28 protein-coding genes and 1 pseudogene are annotated in these 18237 nt (G+C 59.3%); 16 read left to right on the top strand and 13 right to left on the bottom strand.

All coding sequences use genetic code 11. The features are described from left to right. Positions 1-77: 77 nt before the first annotated feature. The 11 genes from JQ600_RS35690 to JQ600_RS35640 form a co-directional block, all read right to left on the bottom strand. Positions 78-1082 carry a site-specific integrase gene (locus tag JQ600_RS35690; RefSeq protein ID WP_212490409.1) on the bottom strand — a complete coding sequence of 335 codons (1005 nt, stop codon included), beginning with the start codon at positions 1080-1082 and terminating at the stop codon, positions 78-80. 184 nt (positions 1083-1266) lie between these two features. After that, entirely contained in the window at positions 1267-1524 is a 258-nt protein-coding gene (locus tag JQ600_RS35685) for a hypothetical protein (protein ID WP_212490408.1), read from the bottom strand. 282 nt (positions 1525-1806) lie between these two features. Further along, positions 1807-2286: a hypothetical protein gene (locus tag JQ600_RS35680; protein ID WP_212490407.1), complete on the bottom strand. Its 480-nt coding sequence runs from the start codon at positions 2284-2286 to the stop codon at positions 1807-1809. Positions 2287-2968: 682 nt separating this feature from the next. Beyond that, entirely contained in the window at positions 2969-3721 is a 753-nt protein-coding gene (locus JQ600_RS35675; protein WP_212490406.1) for a DNA cytosine methyltransferase, read from the bottom strand. A gap of 107 nt (positions 3722-3828) precedes the next feature. Next, positions 3829-4038, bottom strand: a complete 210-nt coding sequence (locus JQ600_RS35670; RefSeq protein WP_212490405.1) for a hypothetical protein — start codon at positions 4036-4038, stop codon at positions 3829-3831. Next, positions 4035-4502 (bottom strand): hypothetical protein, encoded by a 468-nt coding sequence (locus tag JQ600_RS35665; protein WP_212490404.1) that lies wholly within the window; start codon positions 4500-4502, stop codon positions 4035-4037. Before JQ600_RS35665 ends, JQ600_RS35670 begins: the two co-directional genes overlap by 4 nt. Positions 4503-4692: 190 nt before the next feature. Further along, the gene (locus tag JQ600_RS35660) at positions 4693-5064 is read right to left on the bottom strand and encodes a hypothetical protein (RefSeq protein WP_212490403.1); all 372 of its coding nucleotides are present in this window, start codon (positions 5062-5064) and stop codon (positions 4693-4695) included. 217 nt (positions 5065-5281) lie between these two features. After that, positions 5282-5551 carry a hypothetical protein gene (locus tag JQ600_RS35655; protein ID WP_212490402.1) on the bottom strand — a complete coding sequence of 90 codons (270 nt, stop codon included), beginning with the start codon at positions 5549-5551 and terminating at the stop codon, positions 5282-5284. Beyond that, positions 5548-5982, bottom strand: coding sequence for a hypothetical protein (locus JQ600_RS35650; RefSeq protein ID WP_212490401.1), 435 nt, complete (start codon positions 5980-5982; stop codon positions 5548-5550). The genes JQ600_RS35655 and JQ600_RS35650 overlap by 4 nt, the downstream gene beginning before the upstream one ends. Positions 5983-6120: 138 nt before the next feature. Next, entirely contained in the window at positions 6121-6534 is a 414-nt protein-coding gene (locus tag JQ600_RS35645; protein WP_212490400.1) for a hypothetical protein, read from the bottom strand. A gap of 10 nt (positions 6535-6544) precedes the next feature. Beyond that, the gene (locus tag JQ600_RS35640) at positions 6545-7297 is read right to left on the bottom strand and encodes a S24 family peptidase (RefSeq protein ID WP_212490399.1); all 753 of its coding nucleotides are present in this window, start codon (positions 7295-7297) and stop codon (positions 6545-6547) included. 4 nt (positions 7298-7301) lie between these two features. On the opposite strand from JQ600_RS35640, the gene JQ600_RS35635 reads away from it, so the two are divergent. Beyond that, positions 7302-7550 (top strand): hypothetical protein, encoded by a 249-nt coding sequence (locus JQ600_RS35635; protein WP_212490398.1) that lies wholly within the window; start codon positions 7302-7304, stop codon positions 7548-7550. On the opposite strand, the gene JQ600_RS35630 is transcribed toward JQ600_RS35635, so the two are convergent. Beyond that, the gene (locus JQ600_RS35630; protein ID WP_212490397.1) at positions 7547-7789 is read right to left on the bottom strand and encodes a hypothetical protein; all 243 of its coding nucleotides are present in this window, start codon (positions 7787-7789) and stop codon (positions 7547-7549) included. The genes JQ600_RS35635 and JQ600_RS35630 overlap by 4 nt on opposite strands. Before the next feature lie 170 nt (positions 7790-7959). Continuing rightward, entirely contained in the window at positions 7960-8253 is a 294-nt protein-coding gene (locus tag JQ600_RS35625; RefSeq protein WP_212490396.1) for a hypothetical protein, read from the bottom strand. Positions 8254-8312: 59 nt separating this feature from the next. Between JQ600_RS35625 and JQ600_RS35620 the strand changes: the two genes are divergently transcribed. From JQ600_RS35620 to JQ600_RS35550, 15 genes and pseudogenes are all read left to right on the top strand, one after another. Further along, entirely contained in the window at positions 8313-8783 is a 471-nt protein-coding gene (locus JQ600_RS35620; protein WP_212490395.1) for a phage regulatory CII family protein, read from the top strand. A gap of 293 nt (positions 8784-9076) precedes the next feature. Continuing rightward, positions 9077-9385: pseudogene (locus JQ600_RS37125) on the top strand (helix-turn-helix domain-containing protein); the annotation flags it as partial. Next, on the top strand, positions 9375-9935 hold the full coding sequence (locus JQ600_RS35610; RefSeq protein ID WP_212490393.1) for a GcrA family cell cycle regulator: 561 nt from the start codon (positions 9375-9377) through the stop codon (positions 9933-9935). The pseudogene JQ600_RS37125 and the gene JQ600_RS35610, both read left to right, overlap by 11 nt. Then, positions 9935-10276: a hypothetical protein gene (locus tag JQ600_RS35605; RefSeq protein WP_212490392.1), complete on the top strand. Its 342-nt coding sequence runs from the start codon at positions 9935-9937 to the stop codon at positions 10274-10276. The genes JQ600_RS35610 and JQ600_RS35605 overlap by 1 nt, the downstream gene beginning before the upstream one ends. Then, on the top strand, positions 10273-10731 hold the full coding sequence (locus tag JQ600_RS35600; protein ID WP_212490391.1) for a hypothetical protein: 459 nt from the start codon (positions 10273-10275) through the stop codon (positions 10729-10731). The genes JQ600_RS35605 and JQ600_RS35600 overlap by 4 nt, the downstream gene beginning before the upstream one ends. Positions 10732-10951: 220 nt before the next feature. Beyond that, positions 10952-11143, top strand: coding sequence for a hypothetical protein (locus tag JQ600_RS35595; protein ID WP_212490390.1), 192 nt, complete (start codon positions 10952-10954; stop codon positions 11141-11143). Continuing rightward, positions 11140-11463, top strand: coding sequence for a GIY-YIG nuclease family protein (locus tag JQ600_RS37685; RefSeq protein WP_212490389.1), 324 nt, complete (start codon positions 11140-11142; stop codon positions 11461-11463). Before JQ600_RS35595 ends, JQ600_RS37685 begins: the two co-directional genes overlap by 4 nt. Then, positions 11460-12530 carry a hypothetical protein gene (locus tag JQ600_RS35585; RefSeq protein ID WP_212490388.1) on the top strand — a complete coding sequence of 357 codons (1071 nt, stop codon included), beginning with the start codon at positions 11460-11462 and terminating at the stop codon, positions 12528-12530. The genes JQ600_RS37685 and JQ600_RS35585 overlap by 4 nt, the downstream gene beginning before the upstream one ends. Next, on the top strand, positions 12527-13153 hold the full coding sequence (locus JQ600_RS35580; protein WP_212490387.1) for a transcription termination/antitermination protein NusG: 627 nt from the start codon (positions 12527-12529) through the stop codon (positions 13151-13153). Before JQ600_RS35585 ends, JQ600_RS35580 begins: the two co-directional genes overlap by 4 nt. Positions 13154-13472: 319 nt before the next feature. Continuing rightward, a complete protein-coding gene (locus JQ600_RS35575; RefSeq protein ID WP_312017277.1) occupies positions 13473-13886 on the top strand; it encodes an HNH endonuclease in 414 nt (137 codons plus the stop codon). Positions 13887-14130: 244 nt separating this feature from the next. Next, positions 14131-14514, top strand: coding sequence for a P27 family phage terminase small subunit (locus JQ600_RS35570; protein ID WP_312017279.1), 384 nt, complete (start codon positions 14131-14133; stop codon positions 14512-14514). Next, positions 14463-16046, top strand: a complete 1584-nt coding sequence (locus JQ600_RS35565; protein ID WP_312017278.1) for a terminase TerL endonuclease subunit — start codon at positions 14463-14465, stop codon at positions 16044-16046. The genes JQ600_RS35570 and JQ600_RS35565 overlap by 52 nt, the downstream gene beginning before the upstream one ends. After that, positions 16043-16201 (top strand): hypothetical protein, encoded by a 159-nt coding sequence (locus tag JQ600_RS35560; protein WP_212490385.1) that lies wholly within the window; start codon positions 16043-16045, stop codon positions 16199-16201. Before JQ600_RS35565 ends, JQ600_RS35560 begins: the two co-directional genes overlap by 4 nt. 10 nt (positions 16202-16211) lie before the next feature. Beyond that, positions 16212-17564: a phage portal protein gene (locus tag JQ600_RS35555; RefSeq protein ID WP_212490384.1), complete on the top strand. Its 1353-nt coding sequence runs from the start codon at positions 16212-16214 to the stop codon at positions 17562-17564. A 17-nt stretch (positions 17565-17581) separates the two neighbouring features. Continuing rightward, complete coding sequence (locus tag JQ600_RS35550; RefSeq protein WP_212490383.1) at positions 17582-18178, top strand: HK97 family phage prohead protease; 597 nt, start codon at positions 17582-17584, stop codon at positions 18176-18178. Positions 18179-18237: the final 59 nt, after the last annotated feature.

Here is an 18237-nt window from a genome sequence, read left to right as displayed (position 1 = left end):
TTGCAGATATTGTTGCTTGTAGCACGAAACCCGTTATTTACTAGGGTTTCTTTTAGTTTGGTACTCCTACGGTACTATTATCGAGCCTGTGCCGCATTGTTCAGCCATCCGGGAATCGAGTGGCCATAGGTGCTTTCCACCAAGGCGACCGTCATCCCGAGGAACTTCGCCACATCCCAAATCGGAACTCCCTGCTTCAGCATCTCCGTTGCGCGGGTGTGCCTCAGAACGTGGGGCGTCACGTCCTCGGACAGCTCGGCCGCCTTGCGGGCCTTATGCCAGCCGCGGTCGTTCTGCTTGATGGCGTTCTCCTGCGACCGGCCGGGGAAATAGATCACCAGATCCCGCTTGCCATCCAGCCGCTTCCAGCGCTTCAGGTGGGCGTAAAGCCGGTCCCCGATCGGGATGGGCGGGGCGCGCTTCTTCGTCTCGACGGCGCCTATGGGCTTCCGGCGAAGGACCCTGGTTTTGAGGTCGATCATCGGCCAGCGCAGATTGAGCATGACGGACTTCCGGCTACCCGTGTACCAGCCCAATATAAAGAACCTGGCGATGTGCGGTGACCGGCGGGCGGCCCATAGGAAGGCGGCAGCCTCGGATCTCGTCAGCACTCGGCAGCGGGCCGGCGACTTCGGCGGCATTGTGAGTTCCGGGATCACGATCGGGGCGTGGTTCTTGTTCCAGTGGCGCAAGGCGGCCCGCAGGTAGGCCATCTCCGTCCGCGCGCTCGGCTGCGCCGTTCCCCTCGACTTCGCATACGCCCGGCAACTGGCCACGTTCACGTCCACTAGGAACTTGTCGCCCCACCACTTGTTCAGCGGCTTCAGGGCGGACAGGCTGGTCTTCTCGCTGACCTTTCCCGTTATGACTTCATCGATATAGGCCATCAGGATATCCGCAATCGCCGTCGAGGAATTATCAACCGTGTGCTTCTCGGCTATGTAGATTTGGAGTTCTTTTTCGGCCGCTCTAATCTCATGGCGACGGCAGCTTGTGCGGCGCTTGCTCTTTCCGTCGCTGATCGTCCAGCGGTCGCGCGCCTTGTCGTACCAGAGTTTTGGGCCGGAGCTTCTACGCGGCATTTCTTCTTCATATCCTCAAGGTCGCTGACGGTCGTAAAGTCCCGCCGGCCGATCCGGTAAATCTCAAGACGCTCGGATTTGTGAAGGGCGCGCAAGGTGGCAACCGTCACCTTATTATGCAAGAAAAACTTGCACGCATCCTCCAGCGTTATCAGGTCGGAGAAGTTAAGATCGGCGTCCCGCGTCATGGCTCTCGCGATCCTCCCACAACATCTGGGATGTCGATTTCCGTTTTGAACGGCGGGTCAAACCCGTTGTTCAAGTGCGGACCGAAATCTCGCATCAGGCACCAAAGCTGCCATTTAGACCAGCCGCGCGAATCTTCCTTTGGTGGCTGGTACGGGAACGATGTGATGCCAAGCTGATCCCATTGCGCGCGGTGGATGCGCCGGCCGCTTTCGGTCAGCCGAACCTTGACCTCGTTGTTGATGTTGAATTTCACGGTGTTTCGCTTTCCTGTGGGGATCGAGCAGGGCGGCGGTCTTCGCACGCGGTGCACTGCACAGCATACGGCTCCCACTCGGAATCGTAGACAACATAGCCGCGCCCTTCGCATCGCTCGCAATAGAGCGGGTTCGGGATCATTTTTGGCTGTTTAGCGTTCATGGCGAAGCTCCTCATAAATCCACTTTGCTCGAAGCATCGCTAGAAACCACGCGCATTGATCCCGTTCGGTGGGCGTTGCTTTTGCAATCCTCATGATGTCATCGAAAGTCATGATCGGTCAGTCATAGTCATTGAGAAACGCATCCCCTTGCAGGGCGCACTTTTCTGCCGTCGTCAGGCTCTCGTACCACTTGCCATACTCCATGGCTTTTCGCTCGCGGGCGACTTCAACGGCCGCTTGCTCCGGGGTTTGGGAGAGATACTGACGACGCTGCCATTCAGGCAAATGGGCAGTTACTCGGGTTTTGAAATCCAGATCGGTTTCTGATGGGCCAGACTGGGCTCCCTTCAAGCAAATACACAAGCTGGGTTGGCTATGGCACGTCACGCAAAAGGCGTCCGGCTTCAGCCCATCGGCAATATCGGCTATCCGCTTGCCCAATGCTTCCGGCGTGGGGCGTCGCTCTGGCGAGCACTCGACCCAGGCAAGACAAGCGATGCGCATCTCGAATTGGGCGTTCCGTTCCGACTCGGTTAGTTCCCGGTCGCACAGAGACCATGGGAATATCGGCCTGCTCATCACTGTTTCCTTTTGCATTCGCAGTCTCCATCGTTGCAGGGTTTCGGGTTTGTCGTCTGGTGGCGCGGGCAGTAGAAGCTCATGGCTAGTTTCCGCAGATGAAATCGCAACAGGACTGGTCAGGCTTGCAGTATGGGCGGTCTGGAAGTCTCTCTGACGGCCCTCCGCGCGTGTGAATCTTGCGCCATTCATCGCACTGGTCTCGGCGTTCCGGTGTTGGGCAAGTAACGTCCGCGGAACCGCAAAAATAGCAATGCTTCGATGGCTTCATGGCTCAGTCCGTCGATGCGGCCGACAATCAGAGCATTCATATTGCGGCCCACCTTCGGGGTGAGTGATCTCGCCAGTCCCTTTGCATTTGTCGCAGACCATCGGCCGTCTCCATGCCGCTCGCCACTTCTCGTTTGCTGCGTCGCGCTCGTCTTCAAGACGTTCGCGAACTTCATCTTTGATTGCGCCCATTTGCCTCAGTCCCTCGATGTTCGGCCGGCGATGCCCTCTGCCGCTGGCAAGCCGCCAGACGCCGCTAGATCGGCATATGAGAAATGGTCCATCCATGCTGATCGGGCCGCCTTGACCTTCCGGCACTCATCGCAGTGCGGCTGCGGGTCGGTTGTTTTCCATTTGCTGGGGCACCGCGCTTCGCACACCGCCGCGGCGGCTATGGTCAGGGCTTCGTAAATTTGCTGTTCCATTGCTTTCAGGTTCCTCCATTCTGCGAAGACAGTGAAAGCGCACTCATGATTGCGCGCCCGATGATTTCGGGGATCTGGGGCACAACGGCATTGGAGAGTGCGCCGAGTCGGTCCACCCGATCGGAAACCCCATGAACCACTCTAGCCACGCTGGGTTCAGCGGCCCACCAGGAGGGGATTGTGTGGCCCCGCCCTTCGTCTTCGATGAGGGCGAGAAGCCCATCGCGCGATAGAATTCGGCGCGGTTCACTCCCGAACTGTTTTTCCCCGAACACTTCCGGGGCGTAGGCCACAATCCAAATCCGATCCCTCGGGTGAGGCGCACCAACGGCGGAAGCCGGTATGCAATGCCACTCTGCATCGTACCCGAGCGCGGCCAGGTCTCCGAGAACTCGGCCAAGTCCTCTGACTGTGAGGTCGGCGACGTTCTCCACGATTGCGAATTGTGGCTGTAGCTCGCCAATAAGACGGGCAAAGTCCCGCCAGAGGCCCGATCTTTCGCCATCGATTCCCGCAGGGGCATCGGCCGCGGAACTGATGTCCTGACATGGGAAGCCGCCGGCAATGACGTTGACTGAGCCAACGTCGGCGCCTCGGAGGGTTCTGATGTCGTCGTGAACGGGGATGCCGGGCCAAAGCCTTCGAAGGTCGGCGCGTCGTCGCGGCTCGATCTCGCAGAACGCGACGGTTCGCATTCCCGCTCGTTCAAGTCCGAGGGAGAAACCACCAATTCCGGAAAAGAGATCGAGGACATTCACTTATTTCTTCCAAAATATTGAGGCGAAGCTGACGGCAAGCGACAGCACCATCGCGCCGAATGAAAAGATGCCGAACGCTATCGCCCATTGGATTGCATCTGCCGCAGTCACGCCGCACCTCCTGACTGCGCCGGAGACATCATTTCACCAGTGGTTTGCGGATTTTCCGCGTTCCATTTGATCATGCAGGCTGGCAAGCACCAGAAACGAATTGGCTTCTCGAATTCGTCATCGTACTCCACGCCGTACCAGCCCAGCTCCGGCCGCTTGCATCCGCATTGGGCGCAGTGTCCTTTTGCCATGCGACCGTCAGTCATTTTGCCGGGCCTCCGCTTTGCGTGGAGGAGAGCGCGGTATCGTCTTGCGGGCTGGACGCTATCCCAGCTTCCCCGATGAGTTCTTTCGAACGGCGCGATGCGCTTGCTTGGGGGCCAATTGGCTCGCTTCTGCTTTCAGCGAGAGCGGTGAGGTGGTTAGCAATCCACTGCGCTGCACGGTCGATCTCAGCGGCTTCCTGATCAAGGTCTCCATCTTCCGCCAGGTCGTGGCTGTATTCAGCGAGCCAATTTGATAGCCGCGCGCCCTCGGCGCATGGTTTCGCGGCTGCTTGGGCAGCATCGAGCATGTCCGCCAGCTTCCTTATTGAGTTTCTGGCCTGTTCAAGGTGTGCCCGGCCCGGCTTCCAATCTGGTTTTGCAAGCTGCGACGTGATGCCGTCCGCGTGACGGAACGCGGCGTCAATGAGTTGCTTGGTGGCAGTGGAATATCGATTATCCGTCATCGGTCGTATCCCTTCAACACCGCCGAATCCCTCGGCCGATCCACGCGGTAAAAGCATTCAGCCGCAACCCATAGCCAGAACACCGCCCACACGAATGCGAATACGAGCGGATGCACAACGAACGCAGCCGGCAACAGAATGAGCGCTGCTATCGCGTAGGCTATCCATGACGGGAGTTCGTGGCGGCGGATCATGCCGGCCTCCGTTCGAACCCGCGCGACTGCAGCGGACGACCGGCGGGGATCTTGCGGCGTTGCTCTGGCGGCTTGCGTGCCTTGATCTTGCGGGGCCGTGGCGCTCGCTTCGGTTCAAGCTCTCGCTCGAAGCCGCCGGACGCGATCCAGAGTGACGCCGCGATCGGCCACGGATCGATGCCGCGCAACTCCCACCAAAGACGCTCATTCGAATTGTGCTGGCAGTCGATGCCGATGCGATGGTGATAGGGGCAGAGCGGCACCGTGTATTTATCGTCAGGCTTTCCGCGACCGGTGAACTCCTTGCCGGTCGGAAGGTTCGCCATGCGCAGATGCGCGGCTTCGGCCTCGCGCTTACAGAACGGCAAGCAACACGGCTGCGTCCGAACGAACGCAAGGTGCTTCTCGTCTCGCTGCCTGGGTGAGCGCTGGCGCAAGTTCATTGGACGCGCCGCGCTCTGGCTTCGACGTTATCGGGGCTGGTGTGCAGATCGTATCGCGGCCGATCCGAGAGGATCGCAAGGCAGACGAGCGAGCCGCTAATAACGCCGAGAAGGTACAGTCCAAAACCAAGGGCGAAGTCCATCAAATATCCCCCATCTCTTTTGCAATGATGGTCTGTTCGGCTTCGGCCTTAGCGTCGTCCATGTGGTTCAGCACCACGCGGGATTGAAATCGCTCAGGCGTATTCAGAAGCGTTTGGATGACGTCGATGTCGTTGGTGACATCGAGGTCGTCATGCAGGATCGCGGCGACCAAGTGCATCGCCATAGTGCTGACGATTTCGGCGCGCGGCACCGCTTCGAGCGGGCGGCGGAACGGGACGACTTCGGCTGTTGCGACATGCTTGTTCATGCGAATGCATTCCCTGAGAAGCGATCGAACTTGTGATTGCTGAGGTGCTGGCCAGGCAGGAGCCGGTATTTGTTCTGCTGACTGGCGATGTATTCCGCCAAGGCTCGCTCGCCTTCGTCGCGGATCATGGTCGGCGTTCGCATGTCGTAAGAACGATCGCGGCAGAACGCGCTCATGATCGGCGGCAAGTCGGGCTTCGACCAAAGCATCTCGCGATTGATCAGCCAGCGCGGTACGGAGATCGCGGCCCAGCGGCGCGCGTCTGGCGTCTCGATTACGATCAGCTTCCGGGGAAGGTTGACGACCTTCTTCAGGCCGTAGCTGTAAGCCTGCAGCGAGTTCTCACGGGCGCGCCCGCGGATATCGAGCATCAGGCACACCATCGCGTCGGTGGCGGCTGCGTATTTAGTGCGGCGAACGGCGGAGGGCATTGCGGTCTCCCGGCGCCCGGCTGGTTGCCTGAGCGTGGAGAGATATTCGCGATAATCGCAAATTTAGTCAAGCGAAAATTCGCGACAATCGCAAAGTCGCGATTATCGAAAATTGATCAATGGCATAGGAGGACGGCGCTAACCGCGCTTACCAGTCTTCGCGGCTGGTGCCGGCGGTCGGAAGTCTCCGTTCAATTCGGCAAACTCTTCGTGAGGGAAGTCGCAATAGCCCGCGGCGTCCGCCATCAGGATCGAGGGCGGCCGGCTGTCGTCGTACAGCCCGATAAGCATATCCTTCTCGCCGGCATAACCACCGAAGCTGTTTTTCGCATTCGATCGCACGCAGACGTGCCACATCATGCCCATGTGCCGGCGCGGAGCTGTGATACTTGCGCTTTTGATGCTCTCAGGGTCTTTCCAGAGCGATCCCTTCGCTGCAAGTATCAGAGCCCTGGCGTCGGGCGGAGGCGCCACGCTTACGGTGTTGCTGCCTGAGTCGGTTTGGCATCCGGCGAGAAGCAACATGGCAAACACCGCTGACAGCAAGCGCATTGGCGCACTCCTAAAGGTCGACGACAGCACGTTTAACGCGGCCGATCACCATCTTTTCGGCGGCCTCTTTCGTCTTCACGTAGATCGGCTCGTGCGCCGGGTTCATCGACCAGGGGGCAAAGCGGGGAGGGGATGGCTTCCAGAGCTTGAACGACACGGCTCCGCGGTCGGAAATGACGTAGGGCTTGCCGGCGACAAGCTGCCGGTCTGCCTGGTTCACGACAATGGTAGCGCCGTCGGGGGCGATCCTGTCCATCGAATCCCCCTCGACGGTCAACGCGAAGAAATCGCCGCGGCCAAGGTCCGCGAAGGCCAGCAAAGGCACGTCTTCCCCGGGGATCTGCGATATCGGCGCCTTCAGCCTTCCGGCCGAAACTCGATCGAGCAGGGGCACCCTAACGACCTCGCGCGCGCGGCGCTCTGGGGGCGGTGGGACTTCGCGCGCGCCGATGAGGCCGGGCGGTAGGTCGTTGAAATACTTAGCCAGAGCATGCAGCTCGGGGACGCTGATATTCCGGGTCTCGCCCTTGCCGGACAGGTTTATGATGCGCGTAACAGCGTCTGGCGCCTTACCGATCGCCTTGGCGACCTCTCCCTTCACTCCCCTGGGAGCGCGCTGCAGCTTCATTGCGAGCCAGCGCCGATTTTGCATATCTAAGTCGTTCATATATCTATTATTCGCGAATATCGCGACGAAAGATATCGCGACAATCGCAAAAATAGCTTGACTGTAAATCGCGATTATCGCAAAAATGGCGGCCATGCACATGCAGCCCGCCAAATCCATACTGGACCGTATCGGCGTCGACAAGGCAGCCGCGATCACCGGAAAGAGCCTTTCCCGCGTCTATCGCTGGGCAAAACCTGCCAGCCGCGGGGGCACCGGCGGAGTGATTCCACACGCCGATGCGCTGAAGCTGCTCGATCACTGTCGCGCTGAAGGGATTCCCGTCACGGAAGCCGACTTTATGAGGGCGCCGGCGCTCGCCAAACCTGAGCAGCGGGGGGTGGCCTAATGCGTCTGCAAATAGTCCACCTCGTCGACGATCGCCATTTGCTTCTCGGCGGTGATATCGGCTGCCGCTTCGGTAATGAACTTCGTGTTCTTGATGAGTTGGGCGATAGGCATCTCCAGTGTGACCCGGTCCTCCCACGCGCCGTTGCGCTCGACGCTGCAATACAACCGCACACAGTCTCCGCCAATCGGTTCGACCTTCCGCACAGTCGTAAAAAAAATCTCCGGTATCTTCTTCATCAATGCCCCCAACGCCAAACGGCGGAAAGGCATTCCAGCACGACTTTAGTCGTGCGAACAACCCTAATTCCAGATAGCGGAAAATTTGAACGAGGTGTTGCACGCTGTTCCAAAGTGGGATCGCGTAAAATTTTCGCAAAAGGCTTCGGAGCCCTGCTGCGGGCACCATTTCAAATTCCACCAGCATGTATCGCGTCTGGTGAGAATGCGTCGACCACCGACGCTCCGCCCCCAGCCAAAACGGTGGTCGACGCTCCCCTTTCATCTTCGGCGACCGTGCGGGTCCAAGCCCGGCAGATGACAGTCGCTGCAGATCCCCCACCGGGGAGCCAGGCGGTCGTCATCGGAGAATTCGCGTCGAACACGAGAACTTCGGTGGCGGCCGTCACACCTAAAAATTCCAGAACATTACGCGTCGTGGCGATGAGCGAGATCGAGCTGAGTTCGTCTGCGTAGCGTTCCATGACGGAACTAATTGCAAGAGCGCGGGACTGCGGCAACGCAATAGAGAACGGGGAACGTTGTGAAACCTTTTTCAGATTTTCAGTTTGCGTTGAAGGCCGCGGTTCGGCGCGCGGTGAAGATGGCCGGAGGGCCGAACGCGGCAGCCGATGTGGTGCGCGTCGACGCTCCCAGGCTCTCACGATACGGCAACCTCGACTCCCCGGAATTCGCACCGGTCGATGTTGGATTCGAACTCGACAAGGCCGCGGGCGATCCCGTGATCCTGCGCGCGTGGGCGAATGAACTGGGTTTCGAGCTTGTGCCACGCGAGGCCGCCAAGGCCGCCGCTGATCTCGCACAGGCGGCCGTCAATGTCGTTCAGGGCGCGAGTGAACTCCTCACCAAGACATACGCCGCCGACGCGGACGGTGTTCGGACGCCGTCTGAAGCTCGCGATATCGACACCGTCGCGGCGGAGACCGAACAGCGCGTCATTCAATTGCGAACCCTCAATAGGTCCGCGATGGGCGGCAATCGCAATTCCAACTGAGGGCAGGGACCATGCACGCAGCCATTCACGATCCGGTTTCAGAAACCACAGTAACAGCCCGCGAGTTCGCTGAAGCAAGGCGTAAGCGGCTGGCCAGGATCGAGGCGCGGGCCTACCGCGCGCCGGTGGCGGAGGCTCCTCCGGAGGTCAAGACGATCGAGATAGTCGACCTCGAAACAGACGATACCACGATCGAAGTCACGGCATGCAACGGTCAGATTGTTGTCGTCACCGAAACGCAGATCGCCGAAGTCCGTGAGGTATTCGAGAAGCTGACGGTTAGCGGTGGTGGGTTGCGTATTGAGAACATACAGCGCGCTGTCTGCCGAAAGTTCAACCTGTCGCGCATCGACTTCCTATCTATGCGCCGCACCAAAGATCTGGTCGTGCCGCGGCAGGTCGCGATGTACCTCTGCAAGACGCTTACGCTGAAATCTCTTCCAGAGATCGGACGGCACTTCAATGGCAAGGATCATACGACCGTTTTGCATGCTGTGCGCAAGATGGAGCGTCTAGTTCAGGTCGACGAAACAATCAGTGGCGTCATCAACGAGCTAAAAGAAGAATTGCACGCTGAGTTGGTGGCGCAGCATGGCGTATAGGCCAGACCTCGTTTGGACAAACGAGCACATCGAAGAACTGACGCGCCGATGGGATGGCGATCAGACGTGCAGCGAGATCGCGGCCGCAATGGGCATTACGAGAAACGCGGTGATCGGGAAGGCGCATCGGCTCGGACTGTCAGCGAAGACCATCAAGCCGCGGATGGACCCAGCAGAGGCCAGAATTCGCAGGCTCGAACGGCAAAGAATTTACGACGCGAAGCGCCGCGGCAAACCAATCACAGCGAGGATAATCATGGAAGCTCCAGCCCCGATCGTTCCGCCGGACTTCGTTGGCGACTTGCGCATCCCGACTCGCGATCTTCGCGACTGGATGGAGTTCTCACCTAACCAGTGCCGGTTCATCGCAGACGAGCCGCCAGGTCCTGACTATCTCGCCTGCGGCAACGAGACGCTTCCGGGCGCCAGCTACTGCCCGAACTGCACCGAGCGTCTGAAGCCGCCGAAGCAGATGACCCAGGCGGAGCGCGCGCACCACATTCAGATGCGCATTCGCAGGTATCAGCGCGACCTTCGGAAGGTGGCGTGATGGACCTTTTCGAACTCGCGGAATCGAGAGCACAGCGCGACGCCGGCATGAAGCTGGCAGCGGATCACGTCGAAGACGCGCACGTCGGCTGGAACGACCGCGCCTATGCGTTCCTCGTCGAGTTCGCAAAGCGCCACGACAGCTTCATTTCGGAAGACGTCAGCGACGCGGCCATTCTCGCGGATGAGCCCCAGCCGCCCACGCTACGCGCTTGGGGCACCGTTTACCGCCGCGCCGTCAAGAACGACGTGATCATTCAGGTGGGCTCCGGACGTTCGCGCCGGCGCCACGCTTCGATCTGCCCCCGGTGGGGCTCGCTGATCTGCAAGGTGTCAGCATGACGCTGTTTCCGTTCTTCAAGCGCATTGCGGACTCGCGCCCTCCGGACTTCCTGATCGGCGGAGCCGAAGCACCCTACATGCGGCGCTGGTGGGTCATTCCGCGCAACCGGTTCTTCAACGTCTATCTGCATCACTTCCTGCGCAGCGACGACGACAGGGCCCTGCACGATCACCCGTGGCTCAACTGCTCGATCCTGCTGGACGGCAAATACACTGAGCACACGATTGCCGCCGGTGGCGTCAACCAGAAGAAGGAATTCGCGGCAGGCGCGATCAAGTTTCGCCGGCCGCGCTATGCGCACCGGGTCGAACTCACCTCCGGGCCATGCTGGTCGCTGTTCATCACGGGGCCGACCATGCGGACCTGGGGCTTCCATTGCCCGAACGGCTGGCGGCCTTGGAAGGAGTTCGTCGACGACAGGGACAACGGCAAAATAGGCAGGGGGTGTGAATGACGGCACATATTCCACCGGGCCAGCTAGGCAAATCAACAGCTTACAAAACGCAACGTGAAACGCGCGGGGCAAACGTCCTGCGGTGCGTGAACGGCTGCGAAAGCCCGAGGTTGGCACCTTTTACGACATGTCGCGCCTGCCGAGGCTCCATTTGGAAGCAGGGCGCGCAAAAGGCCGCACGAGTACGCAAGCGGATGGCTCAAGCAAGGGAGAGGAATGCATGAAGGCAATCGAAAACGCTATGCACGACTTAAAGGCCAGCATCGCGGCAGAGATCGCCAGCGTTAACAAACGCGGTGAGAGAGCGCACGTCGTGGCCAAGACGCTCCAAATCGAAGAGGACGAGGCCAGGTATTTGATATCCCGAGGCCGCCGGCTGGCTCGCGAGAAGGCAAAGGAACGGGCGGCATGAGGCAATGCCAACCATGCGGACGCTCCGTTTGCGGGTCCTGCTGGCTGTACGTCGTCGCCGATCGTAGCGGTGGATACCCTGTCAAGGTCGGCATTTCCAATCATCCGGTAAGGCGGCTAGGCCAGCACCGAAAGGATAGGCGGCGGGACTTGTACCTTGCTCACAGGGTTGAACTTCGTTGCCAGTTTGATGCGGCAGCGGCGGAGGCTTTGGCTTTAGCCATACTTGAGCCGCGCAGGACGCGCGGGGATTGGTTCGATTGCTCTCCGGCACTTGTGATTGACGTCATTAACTCCGTTCACGAAGGCATGGCCGCATGAGCCGATGGCTGCGCATAAACGAGGATTGCATCGACAATCCGAAGATACTGAAGCTGCCGGAGGCTTTGCGCTGGCAGTGGGTGGCGTTGCTGTGCGTAGCCTCCAAGAATGACGGGGTATTGCCACCGATCGACGACGTGGCGCTCTGCCTGCGGGTCCCGGAGGCCAAGGCTGCCGAGTTTATCACGAAGTTGGTCAAGGCCAGGTTGATTGACCAAGTCGGCGACCATTTCGTTCCTCACAACTGGACGAAGCGACAGTTCAAGTCGGACTCGTCGACGGAGCGGGTCAAGAAGCACCGGGACAAACATCGAAACGTTTCACCGACCGTTACAGGAAACGTTTCAGGTAGTGTTTCAGAAACCGTTTCTGAAACGGCCCCAGAGCAGAGCAGAGCAGAAACAGAGTCAGAGCAGAGCAGAGCAGACACGCGCGAGCTTGATGAAATTGGTTTGAAGCAGGAAGGGTTGCTGAAGGCTGCGTTCATCGCGGAATGCGTGAACCGGCCCAAGGTGCCTGACACGTCGATCATCCGGACATGGCTGCTGGACGGAATCCCCATGGGAACGATTTCACGAATGGTGCCGCCAATCCTGCGGAAGAAGCTGGATATGAAATCGCTGTCCTACTGCGATGCGGCGGTCCGGGAAGAGCACGCGAAGGGGCAGTTTACGCCGTCTCTGGAGCCGGTACCGCTGAGCGACGCTGATTGGCGGTCGACCGTGAAGCGCTTCAAGGCGAACCGCTCGCAATGGTCTCGTCATGCTGGGCCAGAGCCGGGGATGACCGGCTGCCGATGCCCGGTGCAGGTGTTGGTCGACGCTCAGATTGATCCCGCCACCGGGTACGACATGACGTCGGCGTGGCATTTCATCGACCACACCACCAACGAAATGGCGGCGTTCATCCACGATGCGCAAACGCGCAGGGTGCGGCCGCCCGTCATCTTGAAATTCGAGCAGGATGGCGTTGAGCGCTGCGGCTTCTTCAGCCAGATCGCAATTCCGCCTGGGTACGACGAAGCAACCGGAGAGCGCATAGCGCCGGCAGAGGAGAATGCAGCGTGAATGCGTTACAGGAACTTGCGTCAGAGTACAAAGCGCCGGCGCGCGAGATCATCAACTCGGGCTGGCATATCGTCCTTTGCGAGCCGAACGTCGAGCTGCAGGTTTCGATCGCCCTTAACGTCCGCGGATACGAGTCATTCTGCCCGGCAGAATACCGGCCACAGCGTACCAACCGCATGGAGAACGGCCGTCGGGTCTATGAGCATCGAGCGCGGGCGATGATCCCAGGTTACGACTTCGTCCGGTTCGATGCGGGCAAATGGGACTTCGACGGTGTCCGTCGGGTTAAAGGCGTTCGGGATTTCCTGAAGATCAACGGATACCCGGCGGGCCTCACCGGCGCGGATGTCGACAGGCTGAAGCGGGAAGACGCGTCAGCATTCGAGAGCCATCAGCGCCTTATGGCGAAGCGGGCTGCAGAGGAGGCTGCGCGTCTGTCCGGCAAGCCTGAAGTTGAGTTCGAGGAGGGCAAAGAGGTTCGGATCGACGGGCCGCTGGGCGAGGAATGGATTGGCAAGATGCTTCAGCAGCGGGGATCCGGGCGTGTCGTCGTGTTGCGCGACAATGCCAAGCTGATCCTGCCGCACAGTCGAATCCACAACATAGAGCAGGGCAACCTGTGAACAACCACAATAATCAGTTGCCGAATTGTGGCAAATCAAATAGCGCTCAATTTCTCAGCCGAGGGATTTTCGGGTTGAATTCCCGATTGTTCGCTCCGCCCCGTCGAGTACGGGACTTCTGGCCCAACATGGTGGGCCGCGCGCCGCGTCTTGAACCATCATCTCCGCTGTCGATCGAGCGCGCCGAAAGGCAGCGGCAACAATTCAGGCCCATGCATGGGTGACGTCCTGCAATTCACGCTCTCACCAAAGCAGGATCGTAAGGAGCGTTTCCGTGCTCGTCGCGAGAGACTCGGTCTAGCGGCACCAAGGGAAGAAGATGATCTTGTTATGGATCATGCTGATCCTGAGGCACCTTTCGATAGCGCTCCCATGGTGCACCCTGCCTAAGCCACTGGAGCGCAGGCAGCGGAATAGGGAATACGACACCAAGCGTAAGGCTGAGAATCCATGGCGTGCATGGTACGGTACTGCCAGGTGGCAGGCCCTACGTGCAGCACAGCTAGCCAAGCAGCCACTATGCCAGCGCTGTGCATCAAGGGATAGGATAGTAGCAGCATCGGTTGCCCATCATACCACGCCACATAAGGGTGACCCTGTGCTCTTCTGGGACCCGAAGAACCTAAGCTCAAGCTGCGCTGATTGCCATGATGTGGATGAGCAGCGCATAGAGCGTGGTGGTAAGGCAAGGCAGACCATTGATGATGATGGTTGGCCTGTCGAGATAAAATAATATCGAACGCGAATGAAATTTTATTTCGTTCTCCCCTACCGGGGGGCGGGTCAAATCTCTGGAGCCTTTCGCTCCTAGACCGGCGGCACTCTGCAAATCTAAATTCCGCTAGTTTTGAGGTCGGGGGTCTGTTTTGGGTAAGAGGGGACCAAAGCCTAAGCTGGCAGCGCTCGAAAAACTGGAGGGAAACCCCAGTAAGCGCGTGATCGAAGAGAGCGGAATCGAGGCTCTCGGCGAGCCTTTCGTGCCTGAACATCTCTCGGATGACGCGCGCGGCTGCATCGAAGTCATCAAGCAGTCGATGCCGGCGAACATCTATTCGGCTTTGGACAGTTTCCTTCTCTCCGCGTTCGGTACTGCCTGGGCGCTGCACAAGCTGGCGGCCCATACGATCAATGATCCCAATTTCGAACACGTCATCACCGTCGGCGACAACGGCGCCGAGGCGCAAAGTCCATGGCTGGCCATCCTAAACAAGCAGGCCGCGCTGATGGCAAGCCTCGGCGACCGGCTCGGGCTCGATCCAAAAAGCCGCGCGGCGCTCAAACTGCCAGGCGCAAAGCAGCGCAAAAGCAAATTCGCAGGCCTGCTCGGGCAGACCGGATCATCGCCTTCATTGAGCAGCTAAGGGTACCGTCGGGCGAAGGGCAGGGCGGACAATTCAGGCTGCGCGAGTGGCAGAAGCGTTTCATCCGCGACGTCTACGAACCGCACATGGCCGACGGTCTGCGAACCGTGCGCCGGGCCATCCTCTCGGTCGCTCGAAAGAACGGAAAGACGGCGCTGATCGCCGCGCTGGTGCTCACGCACTTGATAGGTCCGGAGTCGATCCAGAACGGTGAAATCTATTCGGCCGCGAACGATCGAGAGCAGGCCGCTATTGTTTACAAGGTTGCGTCGCAGATTGTCCGGGCTGATCCGGAGCTAAATGAAATCCTGCGATGCGTCGACTCGACGAAAACGATCGCATGTTACTCGAATGGCTCCTTCTATCGTGCGATGTCCAGCGAGAGCGGGACGAAGCATGGTCTGAATCCTACCTTCGTTGTCTTCGACGAGCTGGCGCAGGCGAAGAACCGGGAGCTTTACGACGTTCTGGATACCTCGTTTGGTGCCCGTGCTGACCCGCTTTTTGTGGTCATCTCTACGCAATCGAACGATCCAGAACATATTCTGTCGAAGCTTATTGATGACGGCACTGGTGCCAAGGACCCGCGCATCGTCTGCCATCTCTACGAAGTGCCGGAAGACTGCAAAGACATTTTCGATCCGAAGGTTTGGAAGAAAGCGAACCCGGCTCTAGGCGACTTCAGGTCGCTCGCTGATCTCAAGGCGATCGCGGATAAAGCGGAGCGGATGCCGGCGGAAGAGCCGAAATTCCGAAATCTGTATCTGAACCAGCGCGTCGCGCCGATCGCGTCGCTGATATCTCGCAAAGAATGGATGGCCTGTGTCGGGCCTGCGGACTTCGCGGAGAAGGAAGAGGTCTATCTGGCGCTGGATATGTCGGCGGTGGTCGACCTTACAGCGCTCGTCATGGGTAGTGCTGGAGAAAAAACGAAGGTCCGGCCCTTCATCTGGAAGCCGGAAGAACTTCTGAAGGATCACAGCGACCGCGACTTCGGGTCGGGCAATTCTCGCTACGTGCAGTGGCATAAGGACGGCCATCTGCTTCATTCGCCAGGGCGGTCAATCGACCCAGCGGTGGTGGCGAATAAGATCGCCGAACTGGTTCAGGCCTATAAAGTTCTCGGACTCGCATACGACCGCTGGCGCATCGCCGATCTGCTGCGGGAATTTGATCGCATCGGGCTCGCGGCTTGGGAAGACAAAGGGCAAGAAAAGCAGGGTACCGGCCTTCGCTTGATCCCGTGGGGCCAAGGTTTCAAAGACATGGCTCCGGCAATCGACGCGCTGGAGCTGGAGGTTATCGAGCGAAACCTGATCCATCCGTCGAACCCCGTCCTCACATGGGCGATGGCAAACGCTGTCGCGACTATGGACCCGGCCGGCAATCGCAAGTTGGACAAGGATAAGGCTCGGTTCCGCATCGATCCGGCCGCGGCTTTGACGATGATGTGTGGCCTCAAGTCGAGAGACCGCAAGGTTAAGGGTCCGGATTTTGGTGCAATGATAGATGCTGGGCGAATGTTTGTATGAGCGATAAACCCGCCAACTCCTTCGATGCGCGCGATGTGATCGGCGTTGTCGGTCTCACTTCTCTCGGTGTCGGTATCTCCCAATTCTCCTGGCCGGCTGCTTTGATTGTTGTCGGCGTGGTGCTGATCGCGGTCGCGGCTGGTTACCTGCGGTAGGATTCAGTAAATGGGAATCTTGAACCGCATTGCGTCGGAGGTTTCGACGCGCTCAACGGTGACGGCCGGCGTTTCGCTTCGCGATCCGGTCCTCGTTTCGTGGTTCGGTGGCGGGTCGTCGACGAATGCCGGCGAGAACGTCACCCCGGATAACGCGCGTGAGTGCCCCGAAGTTGATGCTTGTATCGGCCTGAACGAAGACACGATCGCGACTATCCCGCTCGATCTCTTTGAGCGCAAGTCGGAAGATGAGCGAGAGCGTGCTGTAGGTCATCCGTTGCATTCGCTGATGCATGATCAGCCGAATTCTTGGCAAAGCTCCGCCGAGTTTCGGGCGATGATGGAGGGTTTTCGCGAGACACACGGCAACGCCTATGCCCGCATCATCGCGGGCAAGTCTGGCTTTCCGGTTTCGCTGGAGCCGCGCCATCCGCGTGAATGGCACCCGTACCTGACGCCAGCGGGCGTCGCATACCGCTGGACGCCGCCGGACTCGACACCGCGAACACTCCTGCAGCACGAAGTCCTTCATCTTCGCGATACTCCTGCCGAGAATTTCAACCTTGCGAAGGGGCAATCTCGCGTCACGCGCCACAAGGAAACGATCGGCCGCGCGCTCGCGACGGGCAAGTATCTTTCGCTGTTCTTCAAGAACAACGCGACGCCGAAGATCGGCATCGAGGTTCCCGGAGAATTGACGACTCCGCAAGTCGAGGCGATCCGCCAGCAGTTTATCGACACGCACGGCGGCAACAATCTCGGCAAGCCGGTTGTTCAGCACTCCGGAATGAAGATCAACGCCTTCGGCGCCAACAACGAAGAGTCCCAGGTCGTTCCTATCTATGAGCAGGCCACCGCGCAGATCGCGCGCATCTGGGATGTTCCGCTGCATCTGATTGGCGAGATGTCGAAGTCGACGAGCTGGGGAACCGGTATTGAACAGCAGTCTATCGGGTTCGTTCAATATTACATGCGCGCGAAGTTCGTCGCATGGGAGCAGGCGCTAAATCTCTCGCTGATGTCGGCGGACACGCGCAAGCGTTTCTATTTCGAGTTCAACATCGACGCACTTCTCCGCGGTGACTTCAAAACCCGTATGGAAGGGTATGCCCTCATGATCCAGTGGGGCCTTGCCACGCCGAATGAAATCCGCCGACTGATGAATATGACGCCGGTTGAAGGCGGCAATGAGCGGATTACGCCGCTCAACATGGTGCCCGCCTCAAAGATTATGGACGTGCTCCTAAAGACAAACAGCACATCACCCCAAGCGCGCGAGCATGACGCGGATATCGCGACGCGGTTCATCGCGCAGATCGTCTCGTCGATTACGAGTCAAGAAAAGCTGCGCCTCGCAGCCTGACTTCCCGGAGAACAGCCATGGATATCGAGCGCCGCACCTTCGCAGCGGAGGGTTTGCATATCGAGAAGCGTGATGCAGGCGAAATTCGCCTCGTTGGTCACGCGGCGGTGTTCAACTCATTGTCCGAGGATCTCGGTGGCTTCCGCGAGCAGATTTCTCCGGGTGCCTTCGCGGACGCTATCGAGACCGACGACGTCCGCGCGCTGTTCAATCACGATCCGAATTTCGTTCTTGGCCGCAACCGATCTAAGACTCTGCGCATGTCGGAAGACGCGCGCGGACTCGCGATCGAGATCAAGCTTCCCGACACTCAGACGGTTCGCGATCTCGTTGTGGCGCCAATAGAGCGCGGCGATGTTTCGCAAATGTCGTTCGGCTTCAGCGTCAAGCCCGGCGGCCAGGATTGGGCGAAGGACGACGAGGGGCGGGTGATCCGAACGCTGAAGCGTGTTCGACTGTTCGACGTCTCGCCGGTCACCTATCCGGCCTACCAGCAGACCGATATCGCGGTGCGCGAGATGCGATCGTTCCAGTCGAAACTTCAGGAGCAGGAACGGTTGAAGGTCCCAATGAACTTGCTGCGCGCGCGGGAAATGCTCGCACGCGCTCTGTAATCCGCCGCGGAGGCGGTCAACCCCGGCCCGTGGTCACGGGTCATCACAGGAGACAGACT

Origin of the sequence: Bradyrhizobium sp. AUGA SZCCT0176 (assembly GCF_018130145.1) — a bacterium.
Taxonomy (GTDB): domain Bacteria; phylum Pseudomonadota; class Alphaproteobacteria; order Rhizobiales; family Xanthobacteraceae; genus Bradyrhizobium.
This window is presented reverse-complemented; position numbering and strand designations above follow the sequence as displayed.